This is a genomic window from Curtobacterium sp. MCBA15_004, from assembly GCF_001865055.2.
In the GTDB taxonomy this organism is placed as follows: domain Bacteria; phylum Actinomycetota; class Actinomycetes; order Actinomycetales; family Microbacteriaceae; genus Curtobacterium.
On sequence record NZ_CP126266.1, the window covers coordinates 2,582,931 to 2,598,139 of the forward strand.

Here is a 15,209-nt window from a genome sequence, read left to right on the forward strand (position 1 = left end):
GACCGCCCTGCCCGTCAGCTCCCACGGGGTCGACGTTCCGTAGACTCATCGGGTGAAAGCGTGGCTCGTCTACACCCTGGCCCGGCTCGGCATCTTCGCCGTGGCCCTCGTCGTCCTGTTCGTCGTCGGTCTCCCCTGGTACTGGGCGACGATCGGCGCGGCGGTCATCGGGTTGCTCGTGTCGTACATCGCCCTGCCCGGGCTCCGAGGACAGGTGACCGCGAGCATCGCCGCCCGCCGTGGCCGCACCGCTCGCGACGCGGACAGCGACTTCGAGGACGACTTCGTCGACGCCGAGGACACCGAACCGGCCGTCCCGGGAACGCCCTCGGCCGAGGCCACCACGGCTGCACCGGGCGAGACCGCGATGCCCGCGTCGTCCGCGACCACCCCGGCCGCGTCCTCGGAGCCCACCGAGGCCGCACGACCGGCCGGTGACCGCGGACCGGACCCGGACCGCGACGCGGACTGACCGGCCCTGCGCTACGGCTGGATCGCGAGCGTGATCCCGAGCACGACGCCGAACGCCAGCGACGCGAACGACGACAGCTGCAGCGCGGTGATGAGTTCACGGGGCTTGCGGGACGACACCCCGATCGCGAGTGCCGGCAGGGCCAGCAGGAGCGAGAAGTACGCGAAGCCGGTCCGGAAGTACAGCAGCACGAACCAGAGCAGCGCGACGTACGGCAGCAGCAGGAACAGCGCGAACAGCACCCGTGCGACGGGACGGCCGACGACCACCGCGAGGGTGCGCTTGCCCGCCTGACGGTCCTCGTCGACGTCGCGGATGTTGTTCACCATGAGGACGGCGCAGGCGAAGAAGCCCGCCGCGACGGCTGCGGCCCACCCGCTCGTCGTCACCTCGCGGATCTGCACGAACTGGGTGCCGAGGACGGCCACCAGGCCGAAGAACACGAAGACGAAGACCTCGCCGAGCGCGTTGTAGCCGTAGGGCTTCTTGCCGCCCGTGTAGAACCACGCGGCGACGATGGCGGCGGCACCGACGAGCAGCAGCCACCAGAGCCCGGTCAGCAGCACGATGACGAGCCCCGCGAGGGCCGCGAGGCCGAAGAAGGTCAGCGCGACGACGAGCACGGTCCTCGGCTTCGCCAGTCCGGCCCCGGTGAGTCGAGCCGGGCCGACCCGGAACTCGTCGGTCCCCCGGACCCCGTCGGAGTAGTCGTTGCTGTAGTTCACGCCGATCTGCAGGAACAGCGCCACGGCGAGGGCGAGGAGCGCCACCGCGAGGTGGTGGTCCTTGCCGAGGTAGGAGCCGAAGTCACCGGGCTCGCCGCTGTCCACGAACGCCACACCGGTGCCGAGCACCACCGGGACGACGCCCAGGGTCAGCGTGCGCAGGCGGGCGCCGCCGATCCAGTCGCTGGCGGTCGCCTTCCGCTTCGTGCGCTGCGGGGCGGCGGCCTTCGCGGGGTTGCCGCTGCGGCCCTTCGACTGGGTCGTGTTCTTCGTACGTGCCACGGCCGACCATCGTACCGATGTCGGCCGTGCGTCCGTGGCCGCCCGGGCTGTCGAGGCGCCCGGGCCACCGGCGTGGCGCGTCCCCGGGACGGCCGCCGGTCCGGCGAGCGGGTCACCCGGCGTCGGCCAGGAGGCCCGGGACCATCTCGCCACGGCCGTCACCCCCGTCAGGCGGCCAGGCCGTCGTCGCCACCGGGCGGCGGGCCGTCGTCACCACCAGGCGGCCGAGCCATCGTCACCACCAGGCGGCCGGGCCGTCGCCCCCGTCAGGCGGCCGGGCCGTCGCCCCCGTCAGGCGGCCGGGCCGTCGCCCCGTCAGGCGGCCGGGCCGTCGCCCCCGTCAGGTAGCCGGGCCGTCGCCCCCGTCAGGCAGCCGGGCCGTCGCCACCGACAGGCAGCCGGGCCGTCGCCACCGACCTTGTCCCGTGCCACCGACGAGCCCGTCCGGCGGTCCGTCGCGCCACCGGGTCGGCACCGCGGTCGCGATCGAGCGGCCGTCGCTCCCGTCAGGCGCTCGGGTCCGCGATCGCCCGTACCGCGCGGCGGTCCGGCTTGCCCGACGCGAGCATCGGCAGGCGGTCCACGACCAGCACGTCGGCGGGACGGGCGGCCCGACCGAGGGCGTCGCCGACGAGGGCGCGCACGGTCTCGAGGTCGAGTGCCCGCTCCGTCACGACGACCGGCACCTCGCCCCACTCCCCCGAGGCGCGCCGGGTCACGACCGCGCCCTCGTGTCCCGCGATCCCGCGGACGATCCGCTCGACCGCGCCGAGCGGCACCTTCTCGCCGCCGGAGATGAGGACGTCGTCGAGCCGACCGAGCACGCGCACCCGGCCTGCGTCGACCTCGCCCGCGTCGCCCGTCCGGTACCACCGGAGTCCGTCGTGCTCGGTGAAGGTGCGCGCCGTCCGCTCGTGGTCGTCGAGGTAGCCCTCCGCGAGGACGGGCCCAGCGAGCAGCAGCTCCCCGTCGTCGACCGCGGCACGGACGGGCCCGAGTGGGACGCCGTCGTACACGCACCCCCCGCTCGTCTCGCTCGCGCCGTACGTCGTCACGACACGGACGCCCGCGGCTCGGGCGCGCTCCCGCAGCGGGACCGGTGTGGCCTGGCCGCCGACGAGGACCGCGTCGAGGGTCGCTGCCGCGGCGGTGGCGCGGGGGTCGTCGAGGACCCGGGCGAGCTGCACCGGGACGAGCGACGTGTAGCGGCGCGGCGCGGCCGGGCCGACGTCGAGCCGGGCGATCCCGTCGGCGAAGGCACCGGCGTCGAAGTGCCCGGCCGGGAGCACGACCGGGGTCGTCCCCGCGGTGATCGAGCGCGTCAGGACGTTGAGGCCCGCGATGTAGTGGGTCGGCAGCGCCAGCAGCCACGCGCCCGGACCGCCGAGGGCCGCGTCGGCCGCCGCCGCGCCCGCGAGGACGGCGTCCGACGACAGCGCGACGCGCTTGCCCGTCCCCGTCGAGCCGCTCGTCTCGACGACCAGGGCGACCCGTAGCCCGACGTGGGCCGGTGCCCGGTTCGGCAGCGCCGGGCCGCCCTCGGCGACGGGGAGCAGCGCGGGGCCGCCGGCGAGCGCCGCCTCCAGGCCGCGCAGCACGGCCAGCGGATCCGACGCGCTCAGCGCGACCAGCGGACGGGTCATCAGTAGTGCCAGGGGAAGGCGGTCCAGTCGGGCTCGCGCTTCTGCAGGAACGAGTCGCGACCCTCGACCGCCTCGTCCGTGCCGTAGGCCAGGCGCGTGGCCTCGCCCGCGAAGACCTGCTGCCCGACCATGCCGTCGTCGACGGCGTTGAAGGCGTACTTGAGCATCCGGATCGCGGTCGGCGACTTGCCCAGGATCGTCTCGCCCCAGCGGATCGCCTCGCGCTCGAGCTCGGCGTGCGGGACCACCTTGTTGACCGCGCCCATCTCGTACGCGCGCTGGGCGGAGTACTCCTCGGCGAGGAAGAAGACCTCACGCGCGAGCTTCTGTCCGATCTGACGGGCGTAGTAGGCACTGCCGTACCCGCCGTCGAAGGAGCCCACGTCGGCGTCGGTCTGCTTGAACTTCCCGTGCTCGGCGCTCGCGATCGTGAGGTCGCAGATCGCGTGCAGGGAGTGCCCGCCGCCGGCTGCCCACCCCGGGACGACCGCGATGACGACCTTGGGCATCACCCGGATGAGCCGCTGGACCTCGAGGATGTGCAGGCGCCCCATCGAGGCCTGCGCCGCTGCCGGGTCGATGCCCTCGGGCGGGGCGCCGTCGTCGCCGACGTACTGGTACCCGCTCCGCCCACGGATGCGCTGGTCGCCGCCGGAGCAGAACGCCCAGCCGCCGTCCTTCGGGCTCGGGCCGTTGCCCGTGAGCAGGACGACGCCGACCCGGGGGTCCTGGCGGGCGTCGTCGAGGGCGCGGTACAGCTCGTCGACCGTGCGCGGCCGGAACGCGTTGCGTACCTCGGGCCGGTCGAACGCGACGCGGACGATGCCCTGCGACACGTGCTTGTGGTACGTGATGTCGGTGAACTGCTCCGCGATCGGAGCCACGGTCCAGACGTCGGGGTCGAACAGGTCGGAGACAGGGGCAGCCATGCGTCCACCGTATCGCCGGGCGACGGTCGCGAGCCGTGGGGAACGGACGCTGTGGACGAGCCTGCGGCGCGTGCACCCTGTGGAGGAACGCCCCGCGGCGTCACATGCCGGTGAGCGCCTCGGGGGCCACGACCACGAGCAGGACGATGAGGATCACCGGGTTCGCGAAGAACGCCAGCACCACGCCGACGGCTCCGTACCACCGGCCGAAGGACCCGACGGCGGCGATGAACCCGAGCACGGCGGCGATCAGCGTCAGGAACACCACGACGAAGCAGATCCCGAAGGCGAAGGTCGTGTCCCCGCCCATGAACACCGCGAAGGCGCTCGCGTCGACCGCGGCCGAGACGATCGCCAGACCCAGCGCGATCTTGCCCACGATCGGGTTCCGGCGACGCTTCGCGGCGGCGAGGGTGCGCGTGTCGACGGTGTTCCGCTGCATCAGACGCTCGAAGTCCCCCGTGGCCCGACCGGTCGTCGAGCGCGCCGCGGCACCGTTCCGTCCGACGGCGCGGGCGGCAGCGGTCGAGGGCGCGGCCGCGCGCTGCGGTGCGTCCGGTCGGACGGCGGGGTCGGGGCGAGGAGCGGCCGTGGCCTTCGTGCGGCTCGTCGACGACGGGCCGGTGGCACGCGGTGCGCGCTGGTGCGGTTCCGGCACCGGCCCTCCCTCTGTGCTGTCCTGGTGTGCTGTGCTGCCCTGGTTCGGCTTGGCCGTCGATCCGGAGACCGACCGTCGCATGCTAGTGGCCGGCCCTGGCGGTCGGCTCCGAGGAACCGGCGGGCCGGCTGAACGCCTGACCGGCCGGCCCGCCGGTTCCTCGGAGACCCTGACCACGGAGACACAGGACGAGCGGACGAGGGGTCGCCGCGTGCGTGAGGATGGGGTGTGCTCCCCGACCTCGCCGACCTCACCGCCGATGCCCACGTCGTCGCGCTGCCGATGCGCGTCCGGTTCCGCGGCATCACCACGCGCGAGGCCCTCGTGCTGCGCGGTCCGGCCGGCTGGACCGAGTTCTCGCCGTTCGTCGAGTACGACGACGCCGAGGCCGCCGCATGGCTCCGTGCCACCGTCGACTTCGGCTGGACCGAGCACGAACCCGCGGCCGGGACGGTCCCGGTCAACGCGACCGTGCCGGCGGTCTCCCCCGACCAGGTGCCGGACCTGGTGGCGCGCTACCCGGGCTGCACCACGGCGAAGGTCAAGGTCGCCGAGCCGGGGACGACCCTCGAGGACGACGTCGCGCGCGTCGCGGCCGTCCGGCGGGTGATGGGCCCCGACGCCGCGGTCCGGGTCGACGCGAACGGCCTGTGGTCGGTCGAGCAGGCCGTGGCCGCCGTCGAGGCGCTCGCCCCGTACGACCTGCAGTACGCCGAGCAGCCCGTCGCGACGGTCGAGGGGCTCGCCGAGGTCCGTCGGCGCACGGCCGGGCTCGGCGTGCCGATCGCGGCGGACGAGAGCGTCCGGAAGACCGCCGACCCGCTCGCGGTCGCCCGCGCCGGGGCCGCCGACGTCCTGGTCGTCAAGGCCCAGCCCCTCGGCGGGATCAGCGCGGCACGGCGCATCATCGCGGAGGCCGGACTGCCCTGCGTCGTCTCGAGCGCGCTCGACACGTCGGTCGGACTCGGCATGGGGGCGTTCCTCGCGGCTGCGGCGATGACCCCCGGGTACGCCGCCGGTCTCGGCACCGCCGCCATGTTCACGGGCGACGTGACGGCTGCGCCGCTCCTGCCGGTCGACGGCGCCGTCCCCGTTCGTCGGGTCGAGGTGGCACGCGACCTGCTCGAGCGGCACGCCGCGGCTCCGGAGCGCCGAACCTGGTGGATGGACCGGCTCCGACGCACGCACGCGGTGCTCGCGGCCGGCTGACCCCCGGCGAGGACCGCCACGACCGGGCACGACGCGCCGCGGGGCCTGCGCCACATGGGCAGGACACGCCGCGGGCTCACGCCGAGTGGGCCCGAGAAGGCGCGCTCGCGCCCACCGACAGACATGTGCTGCCCGCTCAACGCGGCCGCCCGCGCGCCCGCGCGCGCCGCGCCCCGCGCACCACACGACGGACGGGAGGCGCGGTGCCGACCGGCACCGCGCCTCCCGTCCGGGGGTGGGTCGCGTCAGCGACCGGTGTGGGTCACAGACCCGAGTAGCTGTGCAGCCCCTTGAAGAACACGTTCACGACCGAGAAGTTGAACATCACCGCGGCGAAGCCGATCAGCGCCAGCCAGGACGACCGCGCACCACGCCACCCGCGGGTCGCTCGCGCGTGGATGTACCCGGCGTAGAGGACCCAGATGATGAAGGTCCAGACCTCCTTGGTGTCCCACCCCCAGTACCGACCCCAGGCGCGCTCGGCCCAGATCGCACCGGCGATGAGCGTGAACGTCCACAGCACGAAGCCGACGAGCAGCACGCGGTAGGTCAGGACCTCGAGCCGCTCGGCGTCGGGCAGGGTCTCCATGAACCGCAGCTGCTTCGACACCGGGCGCCCCTGGCGGTACGTCTGCACGAGCTGTGCGACCGCGAGCCCCGCGCCGAGGGCGAAGAAGCCGGTGCCGGCGATCGCCACGAACACGTGGATGACGAGCCAGTACGACTCGAGCGCGGGCACGAGCGGCCGGACCGGGACGTAGTAGTTCACCGTCGCGATGCCGAGCAGGATGATCGTGAGCCCGCTGATGAAGACGCCGAGGAACTTCAGGTTCTGCCAGAACTGCACGAGCAGGAAGATCAGCGTGATGAGCGCCGTGCCCGTCAGGGAGAACTCGAACATGTTGCCCCACGGCACCCGGTCGGCCGCGATGCCACGGAGCACGACGGCCGCGACGTGCAGGACGAGCGCCAGGACGGTCATCGCCATCCCGACCCGCTCGAACTTCGTGCCGCGTCCGCCCCGGCCGCCGTCGGTGGTCTCGTCGACCCGTTCCAGCACGACCGTGCCGCCCTGGACGGTCGCGACCGTCCGGGGCTCGGCGGCGGGCGCACGGCCGGCCGCCGCGGCGGTGACCTCACCCGAACGCTTCGCCATGTCCAGCGCGAACGAGATGAAGGCGATGACGTAGACCGCCATGGCCGAGTACGTCAGCACGACGGAGTACGTCGCCAGGTTCGTCGTCAAGTCGTTCACGCAGGGATCCTAACTCCGAGGTCCGACAGGTGGCGCCGGGCGATGTCCGCGACCGCGCGCTCGAGGTTGGGGTCCTCGCCACGGGCCAGGCCCGCGTACTCGAGGTCGTACTCGCCGTGCTCGGCACCGCGGCGCGGCACCGCCTTGACCCACACGCGGCGGCGCGGGACGAACAGCGAGGTGAGGAGGCCGAGCACCGCCAGGGCCGCGAAGCCCGCGACCCAGGCCTGCGACGGGTCGTGGTGCACGTCGAGGGAGACGTACCGCTTGACCCCGTCGAACGTGATCGACCCGGTGCCGTCCGGCAGCTGCTGTGTCTGGCCGGGCTTGAGCTCGATGCTCGCGGTCTTCGACTGCCGACCGGCGATCTGCTCGAGCCCGCTCGTGTCGAGCGAGTAGACGCTCTGCGGCACGCCGCTGTCGAGCCCGAGGTCGCCGCGGTACACCTGCAGCGTCAGCATCGGGTTCTGCGCGTCCGGGTAGGCGCTCGCGAACGCACCCGACCCGAGCTTCGAGGCCGTCGGGTAGAAGAACCCGACCATGCCGAGCTGCGACGGCTTCGCGTCCGGCACCTTGATGACGCCGGTCGAGGTGTAGTTCGAGTCCTCGGGCAGGAACGGCACGACGTCCTTGAACGCCACGTTGCCGTCCCCGTCGCGGACGGTGACCTGCATCGCGTAGCCGTTGCCGAGCAGGTACACGTTCGTCCCGCCGACGGACAGCGGCGCGTTGACGCCGAGTCGCTCGGTACGCTCCTGGCCGCCCTTCTCGCGGGCGGTCACCTCGGCCGTGTAGTCGAGCGGCTGTCCGAGGGCGTCGAGGTTGCGTTCCTCGTACGTCGTCGTGAACTTGTCGAGCGTCAGGTTGTAGCCCTGCAGGTCGGACTGGGTGAACCAGCGTCCCGGGTTGAACGAGTCGTACGAGCCGAGCACGTTCGAGAAGGTCTGCCCCTCGACGAGCAGGCGCTGCCCGGTGTAGCTGAAGCCGCCGCCGAGGCCGACCGCGACGAGCACACCGACGAGCGCGGTGTGGAAGACGAGGTTGCCGGTCTCGCGCAGGTAGCCGCGCTCCGCGCTGACCGAGTCGCCGAAGCGCTCGACGCGGTACCCGGACCGCTTGAGGAGCGCCGCGGCGCGCGTGATCGCGTGGTCGACGGACGGGAGGCCCGTGGCCGCGTCCGAAGTGCCGCCCGCGTCCGTCGTGCTGGTCGCGGGTGCGCCGGTGGCGGTGCTGGTCGCCGCGTTCGCGCTGGTCGCCGTCGCACCGGTCGCGGTGCTGGTCGCGCCGGTGACGGTCGTCGCGTCGACCGGCACCGACCGGTGGCCGGCGAGCCGACCGAGGCGGGCCGGGGTCCGCGGCGGACGGGTGCGGAGTGCCTGCCAGTGGTGCCGGGTGCGCGGCACGATGCAGCCGATGAGCGACACGAAGAGCAGCAGGTAGATCGCCGAGAACCACACCGAGGTGTACGTGTCGAAGACCTGGAGGGTGTCGAGCACCGGGAACAGCTGCGGGTGGTCGGCCTTGTACTGCACGACGCCGTTCGGGTCGGCCGTGCGCTGCGGGACGAGGGAGCCCGGGATCGCCGCGAGCGCGAGCAGCATGAGCAGGAAGAGCGCCGTGCGCATGCTCGTCAGCTGGCGCCAGAAGAACCGGACGTAGCCGGTGAAGCCCAGCTTCGGCTGGGTCACCCCGGCGTCGCCGGCGTCGTCGCCGCCCGTCGGGGCCGCGCTGTCGACGTGGTCGGAGGGCCGCATCGGGTCGCCGCCGGACACGGTGTCGGTGTCGCGGCCGGTGTCGGTGTCGCGGCCGGTGTCGGCGTCGCGGCCGGCGTCGGTGTCGCGGCCGGCGTCGGTGTCGCGGCCGGCGTCGGTGTCGGTGTCGCGGTCAGACTGCGGGGACATAGCTCTGGATCACCGCCCCGACGCTCGACATGACGGCCGACCAGATCCCGGTGACCATGAGCAGACCGATGACGATCAGGATCGCTCCTCCGATGATGTTGACAGTGCGCATGTGGCGCTTGACGGCCCGGATCGCGCCGGTCGCCCACCCGGCGCCGACGGCGACGAGGACGAACGGGACACCGAGGCCGATGCAGTACGCGACGCCGAGCCACATGCCCTGCCAGGCACTGCCGGTCTGCACGCTGAGCAGGTTGATCGCGGCGAGCGTCGGGCCGAGGCACGGCGTCCAGCCGAGCCCGAACACGATGCCGAGCAGGGGCGCCCCGACGAGCCCGGTCGCGGGCGTCCACGACGGCTTGATCGTGCGCTGCAGGAACGTGAACCGGCCGACGAACACGAGGCCCATCGCGATCACGACGATGCCGAGCACCTGCGTGATGAGGTCACGCCAGCGGACGAGCCAGAAGCCGAGCGCGCCGAAGACGGTCGTGTAGGCCACGAACACGGCGGTGAAGCCGAGCACGAACAGCAGGACGCCGAGCACGACGCGACCGCGACGCTGCCCGCCCTCGGCGATGCCGCCGACGTACCCGAGGTAGCCGGGCACGAGGGGCAGGACGCACGGGGACAGGAACGAGACGAGGCCCGCGAGCGCGGCCACGGGCAGCGCGACGAGCATCTGCCCGCTGAGGATCGCGTCGGCGAAGGGGTTGCCGGACACGGGTCAGGAGGCCTTGCCGCTGAGCTCGTCGCCCACCAGGGTCTGCAGGATGCTCGGGCCGTCGACGGCGCCGAGCACGCGGGCGGCGACGCGGCCCTGCTTGTCGAGCACGATCGTCGCGGGCACCGCGTTCGGCGCGATCTGGCCGGACAGGGCGAGCTGCACGGTGCCGGTCTTCGCGTCGAGCACGGTCGGGTAGTCGACCCCGAAGGTGCGCTCGAACGCGGCGGCGGAGCCCTCCTCGTCGCGGACGTTCACGCCGACGAACGCGACGTCCTGGCCCTGGTACTGGTCGTGCACCTGGTTGAGGTACTTCGCCTCGGCGCGGCACGGCGGGCAGCCCGCGTACCAGAAGTTCAGGACGACGACCTTGCCGCGCAGGTCCTTCGCCGAGATGGTGTCGCCGTCGGTGTCCTTCGCGGTGAAGTCGACCGGGTCCTTCCGGTCGGCAGCCGAGACCTCGGTCACCGCGCCGTCGCCGGAGATGTAGTTCTGCGTGGTCCCGCTGCCGTACTGCTTCGACAGCGAGTCGTTCGACGAGCACCCGGCGAGCGCCAGCGCGGCGATCAGTGCGGTGGCAGCGACGGTGGCGATGCGCGTGCGGGGGGTCATCAGACTGCTCCTTCGTCGACGGCGGACGCACGCAGCGCGTACGCCGGGTCCGCGTACCCGACCTCGGTGAAGCGGCCGGGCGAGGTGGCGGGTGCACGCTCGACGGTCGTGATGCTCGACAGGTCGCACCGGCGCTTGCGCGGGTCGTGCCAGAGCGGCTCCCCCGCGAGCTTGCGGTGCACGGTCCAGATCGGCAGCTGGTGGCTGACGAGGACGACGTCGCCCTCGTCGACGCTCTCCCACGCCGTGGTGACGGCCGCGAGCATGCGGTTCGCGATCGACTCGTAGGCCTCGCCCCAGCTCGGGCGGAACGGGTTCGCGATCCAGGGCCACTCCGTGGGGCGGCCGATCGAGCGCTTCGTGAAGCCCGGTCGCTGTCCCTCGTAGCGGTTCGTCGGCTCGATGAGCCGCTCGTCGAGGGCGACCTCGAGGCCGTACGCGGCGGCCCACGGCGCGGCGGACTCCTGGGTGCGCTGGAGCGGCGAGGCGACGATCCGACGGACGTCGACCCCGGCGTCCTTCCAGGCGGTGGCGGAGGCGAGGGCCATCCGGGCACCGAGTTCGCTCAGACCGAAGCCGGGGAGCCGGCCGTAGAGCACTCGCCCCGGGTTGTGGACCTCGCCGTGCCGGACGAGGTGGATCCGTGACGCGGGCATGGGTTCCAGTCTAGGTCGGTCTGCGCTTCCCACCGGCCGCCCAGGGGATTCACCGGATGCGGGACCGCTCAGCCCAGCCGCCCGGTGAGTCGACCGTGCAGCGCGGTCGAGGCCGTGTTCAGGTGCACGACCTCGACCGTGCTTCCGTGCTTCGCGTACCGCTGCTCGACGCCGTCGAGGGCGGCGACCGTGCTGGCGTCGAAGACGTGCGCGTCGGACATGTCCACGACGACGTGCTCCGGGTCCTCGGCGTACGAGAACCGGGTGACGAGGTCGTTCGACGACGCGAAGAACAGGGCGCCGCGCACCCGGTACCGGACGGTGTGCTCGTCGACGGGTTCGCGGACGACCGACACCACGTGCGCGGCCCGACGGGCGAAGACGAGCGCGGCGACGACGACGCCGACCAGGACGCCGGTCGCGAGGTTGTCGGTCGCGACGACCACGACGACGGTGACGAGCATGACCGCGGTCTCGCCGAGCGGCATGCGCCCGAGGGTCCGCGGTCGGATGCTGTGCCAGTCGAAGGTGGCGACGCAGACCATGAGCATCACGGCGGTGAGCGCGGCCATCGGGATCTGCGCCACGACGTCGTGCAGCACGATCGTGAGCACGAGGACGGACACCCCGGCGACGAAGGTCGACACCCGGGTGCGCGCCCCGGCGGTCTTCACGTTGATGACGGTCTGGCCGATCATGGCGCACCCGCCGGTCCCGCCGAAGAAGGCCGAGGCGATGTTCGCGATCCCCTGCCCCCAGGACTCACGCCAGGCGCTCGACCGGGTCTCGGTGATCGCGTCGACGAGCTGCGCGGTGAGGAGCGTCTCGATGAGCCCGACGAGCGCGACGCCGAACGCGTACGGCGCGACGACCTGCAGCGTCGCCAGGTCCAGCGGCACCGTGATCCCGGAGAACCCGGGCAGGGCGGTCGGCAGCGATCCCTCGTCGCCGACCGTCGGGACCGCGATGCCGAACACCATCGTCATCGCGGTGACGACGACCACCGCGATGAGCGGTGCGGGCACCGCCTTCGTCAGGAACGGGAACGCGACGATGATCCCGACGCCGAGCGCGGTCAGGGGCCAGACGACGAACGGGACGTCGTGCCCGAGCAGGTTCGGCAGCTGCGCGGTGAAGATGAGGATCGCGAGGGCGTTCACGAACGCGACGTTGACGCTCCGCGGGATGAAGCGCATCAGCCGGGCGACCCCGAGGAACCCGAGCACGAGCTGGAACACGCCGCCGAGCACGATCGCGGGCACGAGGTAGGCGATGCCGTGGTCGCGGACGAGCGGCGCGATCACGAGCGCGACCGAGCCCGCCGCGGCCGAGATCATCGCGGGCCGACCGCCGACGACCGAGATCACGACCGCGATGACGACGCTCGAGAACAGGCCGACCGCGGGGTCGACCCCGGCGACGACCGAGAACGAGATCGCCTCGGGGATGAGGGCCAGCGCGGTCACGACGCCGGCGAGGACCTCCCGCGTCAGCAGGCGCGGCGAGCGCAGGGCGTCGAGGACCCGCGGCGGGGTGGGGGCGTGCGTGATCGTGGTCATCGCCCGCAACCCTACCCTCACGTGAGGGTAGGGTTGCGCACGGCCCCACCGGGCACGGTCGACGGGGCACGGAGGGAGGTCTGCCACGATGGCGGACGTGAAGGACGAGCACGGCACGGACACCATGCACATCGGCGAGCTCGCCGAACGCGCCGGGATGTCCCTCCGGACGATCCGGCACTACGACGAGGTGGGTCTCCTGGTGCCGAGCGCCCGCACGTCCGGCGGCTTCCGCGTGTACACCGCGCAGGACCTCGAGCGCCTGCTCGTCATCCGTCGGATGAAGCCGCTCGGCTTCACGCTCGACGAGATGCGCGAACTGCTCCGCGTCGTCGACGCGCTCGCCACCGCGGGCCCGGCCGAGGAACGCGCGCTCGCGGCCCGGCTCGACGAGTACCTCGCCGACGCCCGGGAACGCCACGCGAAGCTCGTCGAGCGCGCCGGCATGGCCGAGGAGTTCATCGGCACCCTCGGTACGCTCCGCGCAGCCCTCCCCTGAGCGCACCCGCCGCAGCCCACCCCTGGCCGCGCCCACGGCGGGACGGAGGCCGTAGACTCGACGACCGTGATCGAACGCACCCGCATCGCCGACCTCGCCGCCCGCCCGGAGGGCCCCGTCTCCGTCGCCGGATGGGTGGAGACCGTCCGCGACCAGAAGAAGGTCCAGTTCGTCGTGCTCCGCGACGAGTCCGGCGCAGCGCAGCTGGTGAACCCCGCCACGCGCGAGGCCGAGGACGGCGACGACGCCGCCCAGGCCGCCCTCGCCACGACGAACGCGATCTCCGGCCTGGCGCACGGCACCTTCGTGCACGTGCAGGGCACCCTCAAGCACGACGAGCGCGTCAAGCTCGGCGGCCTCGAGGTCAAGGTCGGCTCGCTCGAGGTCGTCAGCGCGGCGATCCCGGAGACGCCGATCGCCGACGACTCCTCGCTCGACAAGCGCCTCGACTGGCGCTTCCTCGACCTGCGCAACCGCAAGCAGAACCTCATCTTCCGCATCCAGACGACGATGGAGCACGCGTTCCGCACCTACTGGGTGGAGCGCGACTACATCGAGGTGCACACCCCGAAGCTCATGGCGTCGCCGTCCGAGTCGCGGGCCGAGCTCTTCCAGCTCGAGTACTTCGAGACGACCGCCTACCTCGCGCAGTCGCCGCAGAACTTCAAGCAGATGGCACAGCCGGCCGGCTTCGGCGCCGTGTTCGAGATCGCCGACGCCTTCCGTGCCGACCCGTCGTTCACGAGCCGCCACGCGACCGAGTTCACGAGCGTCGACGCCGAGTTCTCGTGGATCTCCTCGCACGAGGACGTCATGGCGATGCAGGAGGAGCTCCTGGTCGCCGGCTTCACCGCGGTCAAGGAGAAGCACGGCAAGGACATCGAGGAGGTCTTCGGCTTCGAGTTCGTCGTCCCGACCGCCCCGTTCCCCCGCGTCACCCTGGCCGACGCCCGGAAGATCGTCGCCGACAGCGGCTACGAGGTCGTCCGTGCGGACGGTGACCTCGACCCCGAGGGCGAGCGTCGCGTCGCCGCGTGGGCCAAGGAGACGCACGGCTCCGAGTTCGTCTTCGTGACGGACTACGACGCCTCGATCCGGCCGTACTACCACATGCGCCACGAGGACGACCCGACGCTCACGAAGAGCTACGACCTCATCTTCAACGGTGCCGAGATCTCGACCGGCGCGCAGCGCGAGCACCGCGTCGACACCCTCGAGGCGCAGGCCGTCGAGAAGGGTCTCGACCCGGAGGAGCTCGGCTGGTACCTCGACTTCTTCCGCTACGGCGTCCCGCCGCACGGTGGCTTCGGCATGGGCCTCGCGCGCGTGCTCATGCTCGCCCTGCACGAACCGTCGATCCGCGAGGTCACGTACCTGTTCCGGGGCCCGACGCGCCTGACCCCGTAGTCCCCCGGACCACGACACAGCGGCCACCCTCCGGCAGGAGGGTGGCCGCTGTCGCGTCCGGGCCGGGAGGCGCGGCTCAGCTCCGCCAGTCGATGGCGGCCCGCTGCGACACGAGTCCGCGGATCTCGGCTGCCGCGGCCTGGTGCTCGGGGTGCACCTGGTACGCGTCGAGTCCGGCGAGGTCGTCGAACGTCGCCACGACGGCCACGTCGTGGTTCTTCCCCGGGGAGGCCACGTTCTCGACGACCTCGAGGGAGCGGATCGACCCGACGGTCCCGACCAGGCCGGTCAGCAGCGTCCGGATGCGGTCGATCGACGCGGCGCGGTCGAGGTCCTCGCGCAGGGTCCAGGAGACGACGTGGTGGATCATGCGCGGGCTCCCGCCTGCTCGAGGGCGCGGCGGAGCCGGTCGGCGTCGACGTGCCAGTTGCTGTGGACGCGGCCGTCGACCAGGACCACCGGGATGTCCTCGGCGTACTCCTCGCGCAGGGCGTCGTCGTCGAGGATCGACCGTTCCTCGAGGGTGACGCCGGGGTGCTCGGCGACGACCTGCTCGACGATCGGTCGGGCGTCGTCGCAGAGGTGGCAGCCGGGCTTGGTCAGCAGGGTCACGGCGGGCATGTCCACCACCCTAGCCCGCGGCCGTCGGCGGCACGGAGCGCCCCCGGGAACACGAAA

16 protein-coding genes are annotated in these 15,209 nt (G+C 72.7%); 4 read left to right on the plus strand and 12 right to left on the minus strand.

What is annotated here, in order from left to right:
- Nucleotides 1-52 precede the first annotated feature (52 nt).
- Nucleotides 53-472 (plus strand): DUF4229 domain-containing protein, encoded by a 420-nt coding sequence (locus QOL16_RS12145; RefSeq protein WP_071285087.1) that lies wholly within the window; start codon nt 53-55, stop codon nt 470-472.
- 11 nt (nt 473-483) lie between these two features.
- On the opposite strand, the gene QOL16_RS12150 is transcribed toward QOL16_RS12145, so the two are convergent.
- The 4 genes from QOL16_RS12150 to QOL16_RS12165 form a co-directional block, all read right to left on the minus strand.
- Entirely contained in the window at nt 484-1,479 is a 996-nt protein-coding gene (locus QOL16_RS12150; protein ID WP_071245705.1) for a 1,4-dihydroxy-2-naphthoate polyprenyltransferase, read from the minus strand.
- A gap of 506 nt (nt 1,480-1,985) precedes the next feature.
- Complete coding sequence (locus QOL16_RS12155; RefSeq protein WP_071285088.1) at nt 1,986-3,122, minus strand: AMP-binding protein; 1,137 nt, start codon at nt 3,120-3,122, stop codon at nt 1,986-1,988.
- A complete protein-coding gene (locus QOL16_RS12160) occupies nt 3,122-4,051 on the minus strand; it encodes a 1,4-dihydroxy-2-naphthoyl-CoA synthase (RefSeq protein ID WP_071285089.1) in 930 nt (309 codons plus the stop codon). Before QOL16_RS12160 ends, QOL16_RS12155 begins: the two co-directional genes overlap by 1 nt.
- 100 nt (nt 4,052-4,151) lie before the next feature.
- Entirely contained in the window at nt 4,152-4,709 is a 558-nt protein-coding gene (locus tag QOL16_RS12165) for a hypothetical protein (protein WP_071285090.1), read from the minus strand.
- A gap of 228 nt (nt 4,710-4,937) precedes the next feature.
- Between QOL16_RS12165 and QOL16_RS12170 the strand changes: the two genes are divergently transcribed.
- Nucleotides 4,938-5,918: an o-succinylbenzoate synthase gene (locus QOL16_RS12170; protein WP_071285091.1), complete on the plus strand. Its 981-nt coding sequence runs from the start codon at nt 4,938-4,940 to the stop codon at nt 5,916-5,918.
- Between the two features lie 262 nt (nt 5,919-6,180).
- On the opposite strand, the gene ccsB is transcribed toward QOL16_RS12170, so the two are convergent.
- The 6 genes from ccsB to QOL16_RS12200 form a co-directional block, all read right to left on the minus strand.
- Nucleotides 6,181-7,173, minus strand: coding sequence for a c-type cytochrome biogenesis protein CcsB (ccsB, locus tag QOL16_RS12175; protein WP_253181565.1), 993 nt, complete (start codon nt 7,171-7,173; stop codon nt 6,181-6,183).
- Nucleotides 7,170-8,927, minus strand: a complete 1,758-nt coding sequence (locus QOL16_RS12180; protein WP_139266475.1) for a cytochrome c biogenesis protein ResB — start codon at nt 8,925-8,927, stop codon at nt 7,170-7,172. Before QOL16_RS12180 ends, ccsB begins: the two co-directional genes overlap by 4 nt.
- Before the next feature lie 130 nt (nt 8,928-9,057).
- The gene (locus tag QOL16_RS12185; protein ID WP_071285098.1) at nt 9,058-9,756 is read right to left on the minus strand and encodes a cytochrome c biogenesis CcdA family protein; all 699 of its coding nucleotides are present in this window, start codon (nt 9,754-9,756) and stop codon (nt 9,058-9,060) included.
- A 45-nt stretch (nt 9,757-9,801) separates the two neighbouring features.
- Complete coding sequence (locus QOL16_RS12190; protein WP_065960758.1) at nt 9,802-10,410, minus strand: TlpA disulfide reductase family protein; 609 nt, start codon at nt 10,408-10,410, stop codon at nt 9,802-9,804.
- The gene (locus QOL16_RS12195; RefSeq protein WP_065960757.1) at nt 10,410-11,066 is read right to left on the minus strand and encodes a histidine phosphatase family protein; all 657 of its coding nucleotides are present in this window, start codon (nt 11,064-11,066) and stop codon (nt 10,410-10,412) included. Before QOL16_RS12195 ends, QOL16_RS12190 begins: the two co-directional genes overlap by 1 nt.
- 68 nt (nt 11,067-11,134) lie before the next feature.
- A complete protein-coding gene (locus tag QOL16_RS12200) occupies nt 11,135-12,625 on the minus strand; it encodes a SulP family inorganic anion transporter (protein WP_071245690.1) in 1,491 nt (496 codons plus the stop codon).
- 124 nt (nt 12,626-12,749) lie between these two features.
- Between QOL16_RS12200 and QOL16_RS12205 the strand changes: the two genes are divergently transcribed.
- Nucleotides 12,750-13,124: a MerR family transcriptional regulator gene (locus tag QOL16_RS12205; protein WP_253181569.1), complete on the plus strand. Its 375-nt coding sequence runs from the start codon at nt 12,750-12,752 to the stop codon at nt 13,122-13,124.
- Nucleotides 13,125-13,190: 66 nt separating this feature from the next.
- Nucleotides 13,191-14,531, plus strand: coding sequence for an aspartate--tRNA(Asn) ligase (aspS, locus tag QOL16_RS12210; protein WP_065960752.1), 1,341 nt, complete (start codon nt 13,191-13,193; stop codon nt 14,529-14,531).
- A 76-nt stretch (nt 14,532-14,607) separates the two neighbouring features.
- Here aspS and QOL16_RS12215 read toward each other — a convergent pair whose 3' ends face one another.
- Both QOL16_RS12215 and QOL16_RS12220 read right to left on the minus strand, forming a co-directional pair.
- Nucleotides 14,608-14,901 carry a Dabb family protein gene (locus tag QOL16_RS12215; protein ID WP_065960751.1) on the minus strand — a complete coding sequence of 98 codons (294 nt, stop codon included), beginning with the start codon at nt 14,899-14,901 and terminating at the stop codon, nt 14,608-14,610.
- The gene (locus QOL16_RS12220) at nt 14,898-15,152 is read right to left on the minus strand and encodes a glutaredoxin family protein (protein WP_065960748.1); all 255 of its coding nucleotides are present in this window, start codon (nt 15,150-15,152) and stop codon (nt 14,898-14,900) included. The genes QOL16_RS12215 and QOL16_RS12220 overlap by 4 nt, the downstream gene beginning before the upstream one ends.
- Nucleotides 15,153-15,209: the final 57 nt, after the last annotated feature.

What these genes read in the sequence shown, in the direction of transcription:
- QOL16_RS12195 (WP_065960757.1), bottom strand. Translation starts at nt 11,066, where the DNA reads ATGCCCGCGTCACGGATCCACCTCGTCCGGCACGGCGAGGTCCACAAC.
- QOL16_RS12160 (WP_071285089.1), bottom strand. Translation starts at nt 4,051, where the DNA reads ATGGCTGCCCCTGTCTCCGACCTGTTCGACCCCGACGTCTGGACCGTG.
- QOL16_RS12190 (WP_065960758.1), bottom strand. Translation starts at nt 10,410, where the DNA reads ATGACCCCCCGCACGCGCATCGCCACCGTCGCTGCCACCGCACTGATC.
- QOL16_RS12200 (WP_071245690.1), bottom strand. Translation starts at nt 12,625, where the DNA reads ATGACCACGATCACGCACGCCCCCACCCCGCCGCGGGTCCTCGACGCC.
- QOL16_RS12220 (WP_065960748.1), bottom strand. Translation starts at nt 15,152, where the DNA reads ATGCCCGCCGTGACCCTGCTGACCAAGCCCGGCTGCCACCTCTGCGAC.
- QOL16_RS12215 (WP_065960751.1), bottom strand. Translation starts at nt 14,901, where the DNA reads ATGATCCACCACGTCGTCTCCTGGACCCTGCGCGAGGACCTCGACCGC.
- QOL16_RS12185 (WP_071285098.1), bottom strand. Translation starts at nt 9,756, where the DNA reads ATGCTCGTCGCGCTGCCCGTGGCCGCGCTCGCGGGCCTCGTCTCGTTC.
- QOL16_RS12205 (WP_253181569.1), top strand. Translation starts at nt 12,750, where the DNA reads ATGCACATCGGCGAGCTCGCCGAACGCGCCGGGATGTCCCTCCGGACG.
- QOL16_RS12155 (WP_071285088.1), bottom strand. Translation starts at nt 3,122, where the DNA reads ATGACCCGTCCGCTGGTCGCGCTGAGCGCGTCGGATCCGCTGGCCGTG.
- QOL16_RS12180 (WP_139266475.1), bottom strand. Translation starts at nt 8,927, where the DNA reads ATGCGGCCCTCCGACCACGTCGACAGCGCGGCCCCGACGGGCGGCGAC.